General features: G+C 64.3%; 14 protein-coding genes and 1 tRNA gene. 3 read left to right on the plus strand and 12 right to left on the minus strand.

Going from position 1 to position 13,381, the window contains the following annotated elements; all coding sequences use genetic code 11:
• Positions 1-151: 151 nt before the first annotated feature.
• The 8 genes from EXZ48_RS21510 to obgE form a co-directional block, all read right to left on the minus strand.
• The gene (locus EXZ48_RS21510; RefSeq protein WP_023514275.1) at positions 152-1,474 is read right to left on the minus strand and encodes a S41 family peptidase; all 1,323 of its coding nucleotides are present in this window, start codon (positions 1,472-1,474) and stop codon (positions 152-154) included.
• The gene (locus EXZ48_RS21515; protein ID WP_130518137.1) at positions 1,464-2,894 is read right to left on the minus strand and encodes a murein hydrolase activator EnvC; all 1,431 of its coding nucleotides are present in this window, start codon (positions 2,892-2,894) and stop codon (positions 1,464-1,466) included. The genes EXZ48_RS21510 and EXZ48_RS21515 overlap by 11 nt, the downstream gene beginning before the upstream one ends.
• Positions 2,895-3,034: 140 nt before the next feature.
• Positions 3,035-3,517 (minus strand): 23S rRNA (pseudouridine(1915)-N(3))-methyltransferase RlmH, encoded by a 483-nt coding sequence (rlmH, locus tag EXZ48_RS21520; RefSeq protein WP_023514273.1) that lies wholly within the window; start codon positions 3,515-3,517, stop codon positions 3,035-3,037.
• Between the two features lie 80 nt (positions 3,518-3,597).
• A complete protein-coding gene (gene rsfS / locus EXZ48_RS21525; protein WP_050745342.1) occupies positions 3,598-4,071 on the minus strand; it encodes a ribosome silencing factor in 474 nt (157 codons plus the stop codon).
• Positions 4,072-4,111: 40 nt separating this feature from the next.
• Entirely contained in the window at positions 4,112-4,720 is a 609-nt protein-coding gene (locus EXZ48_RS21530; protein ID WP_050745341.1) for a nicotinate-nucleotide adenylyltransferase, read from the minus strand.
• Positions 4,721-4,756: 36 nt separating this feature from the next.
• Complete coding sequence (locus EXZ48_RS21535; RefSeq protein ID WP_130518139.1) at positions 4,757-6,034, minus strand: glutamate-5-semialdehyde dehydrogenase; 1,278 nt, start codon at positions 6,032-6,034, stop codon at positions 4,757-4,759.
• On the minus strand, positions 6,027-7,199 hold the full coding sequence (proB, locus tag EXZ48_RS21540) for a glutamate 5-kinase (protein WP_023514269.1): 1,173 nt from the start codon (positions 7,197-7,199) through the stop codon (positions 6,027-6,029). Before proB ends, EXZ48_RS21535 begins: the two co-directional genes overlap by 8 nt.
• Position 7,200: 1 nt before the next feature.
• Positions 7,201-8,211, minus strand: coding sequence for a GTPase ObgE (gene obgE, locus EXZ48_RS21545; protein WP_023514268.1), 1,011 nt, complete (start codon positions 8,209-8,211; stop codon positions 7,201-7,203).
• Positions 8,212-8,290: 79 nt separating this feature from the next.
• Here obgE and EXZ48_RS21550 point away from each other — a divergent pair, with 79 nt between their 5' ends.
• Positions 8,291-9,151, plus strand: coding sequence for an endonuclease/exonuclease/phosphatase family protein (locus EXZ48_RS21550; protein WP_023514267.1), 861 nt, complete (start codon positions 8,291-8,293; stop codon positions 9,149-9,151).
• A gap of 39 nt (positions 9,152-9,190) precedes the next feature.
• Here the strand turns inward: EXZ48_RS21550 and EXZ48_RS21555 are convergent, their stop codons facing one another.
• The 4 genes from EXZ48_RS21555 to rplU all read right to left on the minus strand — a co-directional run bounded on the left by EXZ48_RS21555 (position 9,191) and on the right by rplU (position 11,201).
• Positions 9,191-9,781 carry a GNAT family N-acetyltransferase gene (locus EXZ48_RS21555; protein ID WP_023514266.1) on the minus strand — a complete coding sequence of 197 codons (591 nt, stop codon included), beginning with the start codon at positions 9,779-9,781 and terminating at the stop codon, positions 9,191-9,193.
• Positions 9,778-10,410 (minus strand): GNAT family N-acetyltransferase, encoded by a 633-nt coding sequence (locus tag EXZ48_RS21560; protein WP_024270533.1) that lies wholly within the window; start codon positions 10,408-10,410, stop codon positions 9,778-9,780. Before EXZ48_RS21560 ends, EXZ48_RS21555 begins: the two co-directional genes overlap by 4 nt.
• A gap of 124 nt (positions 10,411-10,534) precedes the next feature.
• Positions 10,535-10,804, minus strand: coding sequence for a 50S ribosomal protein L27 (rpmA, locus tag EXZ48_RS21565; RefSeq protein WP_023515222.1), 270 nt, complete (start codon positions 10,802-10,804; stop codon positions 10,535-10,537).
• A 25-nt stretch (positions 10,805-10,829) separates the two neighbouring features.
• Positions 10,830-11,201, minus strand: coding sequence for a 50S ribosomal protein L21 (gene rplU / locus EXZ48_RS21570; protein WP_023515223.1), 372 nt, complete (start codon positions 11,199-11,201; stop codon positions 10,830-10,832).
• Positions 11,202-11,547: 346 nt separating this feature from the next.
• Here rplU and EXZ48_RS21575 point away from each other — a divergent pair.
• Positions 11,548-11,637, plus strand: a tRNA-Ser gene (locus EXZ48_RS21575).
• 115 nt (positions 11,638-11,752) lie between these two features.
• Positions 11,753-13,375: an ABC-F family ATP-binding cassette domain-containing protein gene (locus EXZ48_RS21580; RefSeq protein WP_050745337.1), complete on the plus strand. Its 1,623-nt coding sequence runs from the start codon at positions 11,753-11,755 to the stop codon at positions 13,373-13,375.
• The last annotated feature ends 6 nt before the right edge of the window (positions 13,376-13,381 follow it).

A 13,381-nucleotide genomic window follows, 5' to 3' on the forward strand; every position in this document is an offset into this window, starting at 1 on the left:
AGCCGGGGCGGTGCCGCGCCGGCGTCGGAGATGCGGTAAAAACTAGCCTCTAGGGCATGTCGCGCAAAAGCGTGCGGTAGTCAGCGATCACGACATGCGTCTGGTGCATGGAATTCCGGGCCCGCGTGGTCGCGGGCCCGGAGATGGCAGGTTACTTCTTCAGCTCGGCCTTTTCCGGATTGGCCGGGAAGGCCTTGTCGGTCTTCTGGCCGCGCAGCAGTTCCAGCGCATACTGAAGCTGGAGGTCATCCTTGGCTTCCGGCGGGACATAGGCCGAAGAGCCGGAGCCTGCTTCCGTTTCGCTCTGGCCCTGGATATGGCCGCGCAGGTTGGATTCGCCGGCAGATTCCAGCTTGCCCTGCAGCTCGGGCGGCAGCGGCTGCTCGACCGTGATGTCGGGGGTGATGCCGGTGCCCTGGATCGATTTGCCCGACGGCGTGTAGTAGAGCGCCGTCGTGAGGCGCAGCGCGCCGGCATCGCCCATCGGGATGATGGTCTGGACCGAACCCTTGCCGAAGGACCGCGTGCCGAGCACGGTGGCGCGGCGCATGTCCTGCAGGGCACCCGCGACGATTTCCGAGGCCGAGGCCGAGCCACCGTTGACCATGACGATGACCGGCTTGCCGTCGGTGATATCGCCCGGCGTCGCGTTGAAGCGGCGGGTTTCATCCTCGTTGCGGCCGCGGGTCGAAACGACCTCGCCGCGCTCCAGGAAGGCGTCGGAGACGTTGATCGCCTGGTCGAGCAGGCCGCCCGGATTGAGGCGGAGATCGAGCACGTAACCCTTCAGCTTGTCGGCCGGAACCTCTTCCTTGATCTTGATGATCGCGGCTTCCAGGTCGTCATAGGTCTTTTCCGTGAACGAGATGACACGGAGGTAGCCGACATCGTTCTCGACGCGCGACTTGACGGCCTTCACGGCGATGATGTCGCGCATGATGGTCAGCTCGATCGGCTTTTCGGCGCCCTTGCGGATCAGCGTCAGCTTGATCGGCGTGTTGACCGCGCCGCGCATCTTTTCGACCGCTTCTTCCAGCTTCAGGCCGCGCACATCGGCGCCGTCGATCTTCGAGATGAAGTCGCCGGCAAGGACGCCCGCGCGGGCGGCCGGCGTATCGTCGATCGGGGTGATGACCTTGACGAGCTCGTCCTCCATGGTGACCTCGATGCCGAGGCCGCCGAATTCGCCGCGCGTCTGGGTGCGCATGTCCTCGGCGTCCTTCGCATTCATGTAGGAGGAATGCGGGTCGAGCGAGGTGAGCATGCCGTTGATGGCATTCTCGATGAGTTGGTCTTCCTTGGGCGGCGTCACGTACTGCGCACGCACGCGCTCGAAGACATCACCGAAGATGGAAAGCTCGCGATAGGTCGACGAGCCGGCGGCTTCGGCCGGCAGAGTGGCCGTGTTGATGACGCTCATCGCCGTGGCACCCATGAGTGCACCGACGAGAACAAGAGAAGCCCTACGTATCATTGCGTGCCTTTCCAGAATTTTTTGCGGACCACCACGGCCGGGAATCAACCGGTTTTCCGTTCTTTCGGAATTCAATGTAAAGTGTCGGCTTGTCCGTTTCCAGCGTCAAAGCGTTGACACTCGCCACCCTTTTTTCACCCATCACGGCGAGTGGTTCTCCCGCCACGACGAACTGACCCTCCCGCACGCTCACCCGATCCATGCCCGCGAGGACCAGATGGTAACCCTCCCCGGCGTTCAGGATGATCATGCGCCCATAACTGCGGAACGTGCCGGCAAAAACGATCCATCCGTCGGAAGGGGCCGTGACGAGTGCGCCGGGATTGGCCGCCAGCGTCAGGCCCTGCGAATCATGGCCGGTGCCGTCCGCCTCGCCGAATTGGCGCAGAACGTCGCCGGCCACGGGAAAGTCCAGTTTTGCCTGCAGTTCGGAGAATTCATATGCCGGAGCAATGCGGTTTTTGTCGGGCACGCTGTCGCGGGCGAGGGCTCTCGCCTTCTCCCGCTCCGCCTCGCTCAGGTTGCGCCGCTCCTCTTCCTTGGCGCGGGCGAGCGCGGCGGCATCGCGTACGGAGCCAATGTCGCGCTCCAGGCTGCCGATCAGGCCTTCAAGGCTTGTCGCGCGGGCGGCGAGCTCCTCGGCGCGCCGGCGTTCGGCGGCGAGCGTGCGGTTGTTGGTCTGCGTCAGGGCCTCGTTCTGGGCGACGAGCAGTTCGGAGCGCTTTTCCTCCTCGATGCGCAGTTGCATGGCATCGGTCAGCTCCGTTCGCTCGCGGTCGATATCGCTCTTGATGTCCATCAGCGCCGTCAGGTCATCGACCAGCTCTTCCGTTTCCTTGCGGATGCCGGGCACGACCGCGCCGAGGAGGATGGCGCTTCTGACCGAAGACAGCGCGTCTTCCGGATTGACGAGCAGGGCCGGCGGCGGGTTCCGGCCCATGCGCTGGAGCGCGGCGAGAACCTCCGCCAGGAGGCCGCGGCGCTCGTGCAGCGAGGCGCGGACGCCCGCCTCCCGCTCCCGCATGCCTTCCAGCCGTTTTTCGCCGGCAAGGATCTTCTCTTCCATGCTCTTGCGCATGGCGGCCGACTTGACGATTTCCTCGCGCAGGCTCTGGCGCGTCTTTTCCAGCTTGGCGATCTCGGCTTCGAGCTCTTTCGTCTTCTCTTCGGAAACCGTGATCGACTGGGAGAGCGTTTCAAGCTCGCGCCGCGTACTGTCGCGGCGCAGGGTCAGGGCCGCGGCCGGATCGGGCTCGGCCCTTGGCAGCGAACCGGTCTTTTCCAGCGCGACGCCGGTTTCGTTCGGTTCGGCGGCGATGGGATGGGGGAAAAGGGTCAGCGTCAGGGCAGCACAAAGCCATGCCGGCCGCAGCAGGCGGGCGATGCCTTTCCCCGGATTGACTCTATGGGCTGTCCTCATCGCTCCCCGAACGTCCGTTCTCCCCCGCTCTATGCTGATTTGGCGCTTTCGCCAAGAATTTCACTTGGCCAACAAACCGTGCCGAAAATACGGCTGCGCCCATTCTGCCCTTCCAGCCTTGCGTGGCGGTGACGCCTGTCTCAGCTGCGGTGGTAGGGGTGGCCGGAAAGGATGGTGACCGCGCGATAAAGCTGTTCGGCGATGAGGATGCGCACGAGCTGGTGCGGCCAGGTCATCTTGCCCAGGCAGAGCGTGGCATCGGCGCGCTCGTAAAGGGCGGGGTCGAGCCCGTCGGCGCCGCCGATGGCGATCATCAGCTCGCGCTTGCCCGCATCGCGAAACCCGCCGATGAGATCGGCGAAAGCGGGGGAATCGAGCGCCTTGCCGCGCTCGTCAAGCAGGATCAGTACGGCGCCGTCGGGCAGCGCCTTCTGCAGCATGGCCGCCTCCTCGCGCTTGCGCGTCTCGGCATTGCCGGCGCGGCTTTCGCCGACCTCGGCAAGCTTGCCAAGCTCGAGGCCGATCGCGGGGCCGGCCTTGGCGAAACGGTCCATGTAGCGGGCCGCAAGATCCTTCTCAGGGCCGGCCTTCAGCCGTCCAACCGCAAAAAGTCCAACCCGCATCGCCCAAAGCCCTGTCCGTTCGGGTGACGCCTGAAGCCACGCCACCGTTTTTCCTCGCCGGACAGGCGCCCGGCGTCATGTCAATGGACGGTACCGTCCTCGATCTCGGGAGCTGCCCACATCCGTTCGATGTTGTAGAACTCCCGGACTTCCGGCCGGAACACGTGAACGATGATATCACCCGTGTCGATCAGCACCCAGTCGCCCGCCTCCAGGCCTTCGACGCGGGCATTGCCCAGGCCTTCGTCCTTGAGATCGGAGATGAGGTGATCGGCAATCGCCATGACATGACGGTTCGAGCGTCCGGACACGACCACCATGTAGTCGCCCAGCGCCGATTTCCCGGCAATGTTGATGGTGACGATATCTTCTGCCTTCGAGTCCTCGAGGCTTGCGAGGACCAGTTGAAGGGCACGGTCGGCGGCATCGTCGCCCCTTCCCGCGCTCTTTGAGAAAACGCCGATGACGTTTCCCTTCGCGTGCACTGTTGTCAGGTTCGTTCCTTTCTGTGTAACAGGACAAGCACGTCTTGTACCGGTGTGTCGGGCCGGCACCTACCAAATGTAGGCATCAAAGGTTACCACTTTCAAGACGTCACTTCTGAGGGATGGTTTTCTCTAGCGCCGCCTGGCTGCGCAGCGCGGTCGAGCTGAGCGGTGAGCGGGGGCCGTGGATGAAGGTCCAGGCCGGCGCCGGACGCCCGGCCAGCGACATCGCATCCTCCTCGTCGATGCGCGCATAGTCGAAGGTTTTCGCCATGCGCGAGGAGAGATAGGCGAGCGTCGAGCCCGGCCGGTCGATGACGGCGATGGGGAAGGTGCGGGCGATCTTCTGCCAGTTCTGCCAGCGGTGGAAGGTACCGAGATTGTCGGCGCCCATGATCCAGACGAAGTGGACGCCGCGGTTCAGCGCCTGCACGCGCTCCAGCGTCTTGGCCGTATAGCTCTGCCCGAGCCGCTTCTCAAAGGCCGTCACCTTGACGCGCGGGCCCGGTGCGATGTCCTCGCTGAGGCGGATGCGCTCGCTGAGCGGGGCGAGGTTCCGGTGGTCCTTCAGGGGGTTGCCGGGGGTCACCATCCACCAGAGCTGGTCGAGGCCGAGGCGCCGCAGGGCGATTTCCGCGACGAGCGCATGGCCCTGGTGCGGCGGGTTGAACGAGCCGCCGAACAGGCCGATCGCCATGCCCTTTTCCGCATGCGGCATTCTCAGGTAGCGCTCTGCAACCACGTCCGACGTCACTTAGGGTCGCACCTGTCCGGTGCCGCGCACCCGGTATTTGAAGGAGGTGAGCTGCTCGACGCCGACCGGGCCGCGCGCATGCATCTTGCCTGTCGCGATGCCGATCTCGCCGCCCATGCCGAACTCGCCGCCATCGGCGAACTGGGTAGAGGCATTGTGCAGCAGGATCGCCGAATCGATTTCCGTGAAGAAACGCTCGACGACGGTGGGATCCTCCGCGATCACGGCCTCCGTATGGGCGGAAGACCAGCGGTTGATATGTTCGATCGCACCCGAGATGCCGTCGACGAGCGCGACGGAGATGATGGCATCGAGATACTCCGTCGACCAGTCCGTTTCCGTTGCGGCGACGAGGTTTTCGATGCGGGTGCGGATCTCGTCCGTCGCGCGCACCTCGCAGCCGGCGGCGCGCAGGCCTTCGAGAAGCGGTGCAAGGTGCGTATCGGCGGTGGCGCGGTCGATCAGCAGGGTTTCGGCAGCGCCGCAGATGCCCGTGCGGCGCATCTTCGCGTTGACGACGATCCGTTTTGCCATGTCGAGATCGGCGGATTTGTCGATATAGATGTGGCAGAGGCCTTCGAGATGGGCGAAGACAGGCACGCGCGCCTCGCTCTGTACGCGGGCGACGAGGCTTTTTCCGCCGCGTGGCACGATGACGTCGATCGTACCGCCAAGGCCCGACAGCATGGCGCCGACGGCAGCCCGGTCCGTCACGGGCACGTACTGGATTGCATGTTCCGGCAGGCCGGCGGCCTTGAGGCCGGCGACGAGGCAGGAATGGATCGCCTGCGATGAATTCACGCTGTCCGAGCCACCGCGCAGGATCACGGCATTGCCGGCCTTGAGGCACAGCGCCCCGGCGTCCGCCGTTACGTTCGGCCGGCTTTCATAGATGACGCCGATGACGCCGAGCGGCGTGCGCACGCGCTCGATATGCAGGCCGTTCGGTCGGTCCCATTCGGTGATGATATCGCCGACCGGGTCCTTCAGGCCGGCAATGTCGCGGATCGCGTCGGCAATGCCCTCGATGCGCTCGGCCGTCAGCGTCAGCCGGTCGATGAAGGACGCGGCGACGCCGCTTTCCCGGGCATTGGCAAGGTCGATGGCATTGGCGGCGAGGATGGCATCGCGGCTGCCAAGGATTTCGGCGGCCATCGCTTCGAGCGCGCGGTTCTTGGCCTCGGCGGTGGCGATGGCCAGCGGCCTTGCCGCAGCGCGGGCATTGCGGCCGATCTCGGCCATCAGGCCGTCGATCTCGGTTTTGACCTGGTCAAGCATGGCTCACGTCCTTTCCCGCCTCGGCGGCGAGCGGCGCGGAAAGGCCGGTCACCACGAGGTCATCCCTGTGCACCATGGCGGCGCGGCCGGCATAACCGAGGATGGCGGCGATCTCCGCCGATTTCTTGCCGATGATCATGCGCGCTTCGTCCGCATCGTAGCCGGCAAGCCCACGGGCGATCTCGCGCCCGTTCGTGCCGTAGATCGACACCGTATCGCCGCGTGAGAACGTGCCCCAGACGCCGCGCACGCCTGCGGGCAGCAGGCTCTTGCCCGATGTCAGCGCCGTTTCCGCCCCCGCATCGATCTCCAGCCGGCCGGCTGGCTGCAATTGCCCGGCAATCCACGTCTTTCTTGCGGTGACCGGCGAGCCGGAGGGTGCAAACCACGAGGACCGCGCGCCCTCTTCGACGGCGCGCAGCGGATGATCGACCTTGCCCGAGGCGATGATCATGGCGCAGCCCGCACCCGTCGCGATCTTGCCGGCGTCGATCTTGGTGCGCATGCCGCCGCGCGACAGTTCCGAGGCGGCGCCGCCGGCCATGGCTTCGATAGCAGGCGTGATGGCGTCGATGGTCTCGAGGAAACGCGCGTCGGGATCGAGATGCGGCGGCGCCGTATAGAGCCCGTCGATATCGGAGAGCAGCACCAGCAGGTCGGCACCGGTCATGGTGGCGACGCGGGCGGCGAGCCGATCGTTGTCGCCGTAGCGGATTTCCGTCGTCGCGACCGTGTCGTTCTCGTTGATGATCGGCACGGAGCCGAGCTTCAGGAGCTGGTTGATCGTTGCGCGTGCATTGAGATATCGCCGCCGTTCTTCCGTATCGCCGAGCGTCAGGAGGATCTGGCCGGCGACGATGCCGTCCGTCGAGAGGCTTTCCGACCAGGCACGGGCAAGCGCGATCTGGCCGACGGCGGCGGCGGCCTGACTCTCCTCCAGCTTCAGCGCGCCCGAGGGCACCTTCAGCACGGAGCGGCCGAGCGCGATGGCGCCGGAGGACACGACGAGCACCTCGGTGCCGCCGGCGCGCAGCGCCGCAATATCCCTGCACATCGCGTCGAGCCAGGCCTTCTTCAGGCCGCTCGCGCGGTCGACGAGCAGGGCCGAGCCGATCTTGATCACAATCCGGCGGTGTTTTCCGAGCGGTTTGCGGTGCGTTGTCATCTCAGTCGTCGGACCCGGAGTTCTTCGCCTGGACGATGATGTCGCGCAGCGCCCTCAGCGTGCCCGTCATGCCGACATTGGCGACGGCGGAAATCTGGAACGGCGTCTGGCCGCTCGCCTTGGCAAGCGCTTTGGTCTTCTTCTTCAGTTCGTCCTCGTCAAGCAGGTCGATCTGCGAGAGTGCGACGATCTCCGGCTTGTCGGTGATGCCGCCGCCATAGGCTTCCAGCTCGTGCTTCACCGTCTTGTAGGCCTTGGCGACGTCCTCTTCCTGTGCGGAGACGAGGTGCAGCAATACGCGTGTGCGCTCGACATGGCCGAGAAACCGGTCGCCGAGACCGATACCGTCATGCGCACCCTCTATGAGGCCGGGAATGTCGGCGAGAATGAATTCGCCGCCGTCGATCGTCGCGACACCGAGGTTGGGGTGCAGCGTGGTGAAGGGGTAGTTGGCGATCTTCGGCCGGGCCCGCGTGCAGGTGGCGAGGAAGGTCGATTTTCCCGCATTCGGCAGGCCGACGAGGCCGGCATCGGCGATCAGCTTCAGGCGGAGCCAGATGGTCTTCTCATCGCCCTCCAGGCCCGGATTGGCCCAGTTTGGCGCCTGGTTGGTCGCCGACTTGAAATGCGCGTTGCCGAAACCGCCATTGCCGCCGGCGGCCAGCTTGAAGCGCTGGCCTTCCGTGATGAGGTCGATGATCAGCGTCTCGTTGTCTTCCTCGAAGATCTGGGTGCCGACTGGCACCTTCAGCGTCACGCTGGCGCCGTTCGCGCCGGTGCGGTTGCGGCCCATGCCGTGCGTGCCGGTCGAAGCCTTGAAATGTTGCTGGAAACGGAAATCGATCAGCGTGTTGAGGCCGTTGACGGCCTCCACCCACACGTCGCCGCCGCGCCCGCCGTCGCCGCCGTCGGGACCGCCGAACTCGACGAATTTTTCACGACGGAACGAGACAGCCCCTGCCCCGCCGTCGCCGGACCGGATATAGACTTTTGCTTCGTCCAGGAATTTCATCGGCTCGCCGTTCGCTTTTCTCGTATTTTCATAGTGCCGTCTTCGATATAGCCGCTTCCGTGAGAGGTCAAAGACTATCGTGAAATTCGTCAGCTACAACGTCCAGTATGGCATCGGTCTCGACGACCGGTTCGATCTGCCGCGCATCGTTTCCAGCATCCACGGTGCCGATATCATCGCGCTGCAGGAGGTGACCCGCAATTTCAACCGCAACGGCCATGTCGACATGGTCGCCGAGTTGCAGGTGCTGCTTGCCACCCACTATTCCGTCTTCGGCGCGGCCTGCGATCTCGATGCGGGTTCGGCGATCGAGCAGGGCCGCGTGGTCAACCGCCGCTTCCAGTTCGGCAACATGATCTTTTCGCGCTGGCCGATCCTGTCGACCCGCACCATTCTTTTGCCGCGCACGCGCACCCTCGACAAACTGAACCTTCAGCGCGGTGCGACCGAAGCGGTGATCGCCAGCCCCAAGGGGCCGATCCGCGTTTACTCCGTGCATCTCGACCATGTGCATCGCGACGAGCGCATCACGCAGATCCGCGCCCTCAAGGACCGTGCCCAGCTCTACCCGGTCGAGGGCGGCGCGATTTCCGGCGCCCACGAATTCGGCCTTGCCGAACCGCCGGTGCCGGAGGACTACGTGCTGATGGGCGATTTCAACATGGTGCCGGAATCGCCGGAATATTGCGAGATGGTCGGCGGCGTCGACGCGCTTTACGGGCGGCAGATTCGCGCCACCCATCCGGTGGATGCGCTGGCCGGCCTCGGCAAGCGCCACGCCGCGAGCTATAGCTGGGTCGATCCGAAGAACCATGCCGAGCGCCTCTTCCTTGATTACTGCTTCCTCAGCCACGGCCTCGTGGAGCGGCTGACGGACGCCTGGGTCGATGAGACCGCCTTCGGCTCCGACCATATGCCGGTCTGGTTCGAATTGTCCTGACGGCAGCGGTCGGGGCGGATTTCTCCGCCCCGCTCGTTTTCAGTGCCGCGGTGCTGCCGGGCGGAAGTCACCGGGCTCGAGCCGCGTTTCGATATGCGGCACCATTGCGCCGCGGGCGACGCAGAAGAGGTCGCTGCAGCCGGTGATGCGGAACCCTGCCTTCTCCTGCACCCTGAGCGAGGCGAGGTTGTCGGCGAAGATGCCGGACCGGATGTCCGTGCCGGGCATCCGCATCAGGAAGCGCGCCGTTGCCGCATGCACGGCCTCGCTCATATAGCCCCGCCCCCAGTAGAAGCGGTTCAGCCAGTAGCCGATCTCCCAGCCGCCATTGCTGCGCTCGAAGGAGACGCAGCCGATATGCACGTCGTCCCCGGCCGTGATGGCGAAGGCCCAGCCCTCGTTGAGATCGGTGGTGGTGACGGAAAGCCATTCCGTCGCATCCTGCCGGTCATAGGGGGCGGGTACCCGCGCCAGCATGCGCGAGACCTGGAAGTCGTTCAGCGACTGGGCGATCGCCTCCGCATCGGACATGCGGTGCGGGCGGAGCGCCAGGCGCGCCGTCGTGATGGTCGGGCAGGGCCCGGCGCCGGTGACGCGCTCGCGTTCGATCTGGGTCTGCATGGCGTTCATCGCATGCCTCCCCAGCTCTTCAGCGAAACCCAGGTCTTGCGGTCCAGCCTGTACCATTCGACGGGCACCATGCCGCCGACCGCGAGGCTCTGCACCATGCCGGTCGCCTGGAACTGGAAGCCGCACTTCTGGATGACCCGGCGCGAGGGAATGTTCATGACCCGGCAGCGCGCATCGATCTGCTCGATGTCGCGGGTGCGGAAGACCATGTCGATCAGCGCGTGGGCCGCCTCGGTGACATATCCCTGATTCCAGTACGGTTCGCCCAGCCAATAGCCGAGCTCGACCGTGCGCCCATCCTCATGCGGTTCGATGCCGCAGCATCCTAGGAAGGCGCCGTTGTCGGCTTTCGTAATGGCATAGACGCACTTGCCAATCGCGCCGGCGCGTGTGCGTCGCACGAAATCAGCAGCGTCCGCAACCGTGTAGGGGTGCGGCATGCGGGCGACCATGTTGGCGATATTGGCGTTGTTGGCGAGATGGGCAAGGGCGTCGATGTCGTCTTCGTGCGGGGCTCTCATGACGAGCCTCTGCGACAGCAAGATCGGGCAATCGGTCCTCGACCGTTCAGGCCTCAGCCGTTCCTTGGGAGACCGTGATTGGCCTTCCCTCAACAATTCGGTCTGCATGGTTCAGTCCTCCAGAGCAAAAAGGGGAGATGGGTCTTGCCCCATCTCCCCTTTTTTCTTCAGGCCTGAACCTGTAGCGTCAGCCGGGTCGATGAGACGCCGGCTGTTTTAGAGCGCTACCGGCTTATTCCGCTGCTTCCGCTTTCGGGGCTACAGACACGTATACGCGACCGTTGGCCTTCGTACGGAAATTCACATTGCCAGCCGTAAGTGCGAAGATCGTGTGATCCTTGCCAAGGCCGACATTGGCACCGGGATGCCACTGCGTGCCGCGCTGGCGGACGATAATGTTGCCTGCAAGTACGGCTTCGCCGCCGAACTTCTTCACGCCAAGGCGCTTGGACTGGGAATCGCGACCGTTACGCGAGGAGCCGCCAGCTTTTTTGTGTGCCATAGGAGTTCTCCTTTACCTGTCCGGATTATTCGGCTGCAGCTTCAGCGGCGGCGTCGGACTTCTTGGAAGCCTTCTTCGCCTTGCCGGCTGCGGCGATGTCGATGATGCGGACAGTCGTGTTGTGCTGACGATGACCGCGCGAACGCTTCGAGTTCTGGCGACGACGCTTCTTGAAGGCGATAACCTTCTTGGCGCGGCCATGCTCGACGACTTCGGCCGTCACGATGGCGCCTTCGACGAAGGGCGCACCGATCGTGGCGTCGGCGCCGACGCCAACCATCAGCACTTCGGTGAATTCGATCTTGGCGCCTGCGTCGCCCGACAGCTTTTCAATCGTCAGGACGTCGTTGGCGGCCACGCGGTACTGCTTACCGCCGGTCTTGATGACTGCGAACATATTTTATCCTTTCATGTTCGTGCCGGCTCTTTGTCCCGAAAGGGCAAGGCCGTCTTTTTATCAGTCGCGGGGATGGCGATGCATTGGCGCATCGCCGGCTCAAATGGTTCGTTGCGAGACCGGACGCTTGCAAAAGGCAAGGCCGGACGGCACAAAAAACCAGCGTCGCGGCACAAGTGAGACCTATGCCACTGCACCTTGCGCAATAGGTGAGCCGATGAAAACTGTCAAGGGGATTTCCGTCACCATGACAAATAGATGAACTTTCCGTAGCCTGGCCCCCTTGCAAGCCCGCCCGACACCCGCTATTAACCGCCCCGCGCTCAAAGGGCGCCGACCTGACCGCGGAGAGGTGGCAGAGTGGTCGAATGCACCGCACTCGAAATGCGGCATACCTGCAAGGGTATCGTGGGTTCGAATCCCACCCTCTCCGCCATAAACTTCCTTCCGGGTTTTCCTGCCTGACTTGCGTGCTTTCCTGCTGCGGGCGCATGGACTTGATGCCGTGCGTCATGGCATAGGGCGCGGGACCACGACGAGGCCCGGTTTCCATGATCCGCATCGAGAATATCAGCAAGTCCAACAGCCATCGTATCCTCTTCATCGAGGCATCCGCCGCGTTGAACCGGGGGGAGAAGATCGGGCTTGTGGGGCCGAACGGGGCCGGCAAGACGACGCTCTTTCGCATGATCACCGGGCAGGAAGCGCCGGACGAGGGGCAGGTCTCGACGGAAAAGAACGTGTCGATCGGCTATTTCAGCCAGGACGTTGGCGAGATGGAAGGGCGCAGTGCCGTCACCGAGGTGATGGACGGGGCAGGGCCGGTCAGTTCGGTTGCCGCGGAGTTGCGCGCGCTCGAGGCCGCGATGGTCGACCCGGACAGGCTCGACGAGATGGACGCCATCATCGAGCGCTACGGCGAGGTGCAGGCGCGCTACGAGGAACTCGACGGCTACGGGCTGGAGAGCCGGGCGCGCGAGGTGCTGGCGGGCCTGAGTTTCAGCCAGGAGATGATGGACGGCGACGTCGGCAAGCTCTCCGGCGGGTGGAAGATGCGGGTGGCGCTGGCGCGCATCCTCCTGATGCGGCCTGATGTCATGCTGCTCGACGAACCGAGCAACCATCTCGATCTCGAAAGCCTGATCTGGCTGGAGCAGTTCCTGAAAGGTTATGACGGGGCACTGCTGATGACCTCGCACGACCGTGAGTTCATGAACCGCATCGTGACCAAGATCATCGAGATCGATGCCGGCTCGCTCACCACCTATTCGGGCGACTACGGCTTCTACGAGCAGCAGCGGGCGCAGAACGAGAAGCAGCAGCAGGCGCAGTTCGAACGCCAGCAGGCGATGCTCGCCAAGGAGATCAAGTTCATCGAGCGCTTCAAGGCGCGTGCCTCCCATGCCGCGCAGGTGCAGAGCCGGGTGAAGAAGCTCGACAAGATCGAGCGTGTCGAGCCGCCGCGCCGCCGCCAGACGGTCATGTTCGAATTCCAGCCCGCGCCGCGCTCGGGCGAGGACGTCGCCAGCCTCAAGAATGTCGACAAGGCCTATGGCAGCCGGACCATCTACCGGGATTTCAGCTTCCTTATCCGCCGGAAGGAACGCTGGTGCGTGATGGGCATCAACGGGGCCGGCAAGTCGACGCTGCTGAAGCTCGTCGCCGGGGCGGCGAACCCGGACGAAGGCAGCGTGACGATCGGGGCGAGCGTCAGGGTCGGCTACTTTGCACAGCATGCTATGGATCTGCTCGACGGCGACCAGACCGTGTTCCAGTGGCTGGAGACGGAGTTTCCGCGTGCAGGGCAGGGGCCGCTGCGCACGCTGGCGGGCTGCTTCGGCTTTTCCGGCGATGACGTCGAGAAGAAGTGCCGGGTGCTGTCCGGCGGCGAGAAGGCCCGGCTGGTGATGGCAGCGATGCTGTTCGATCCGCCGAATTTCCTGATCCTCGACGAGCCGACGAACCATCTCGATCTCGACACCAAGGAAATGCTGATCAAGGCTCTTTCCGAGTACGAGGGCACCATGCTCTTCGTCTCGCACGATCGTCATTTCCTCGGCGCGTTGTCGAACCGCGTGCTGGAACTCAACGGCGACGACGTGCACCAATATCCGGGTGGCTACACTGAATATGTCGCCCAGACCGGCCACGAGGCGCCCGGCCTTCCGAACTGATCGTCC

The organism is Shinella sp. JR1-6 (assembly GCF_004284735.1).
Lineage (GTDB): Bacteria > Pseudomonadota > Alphaproteobacteria > Rhizobiales > Rhizobiaceae > Shinella.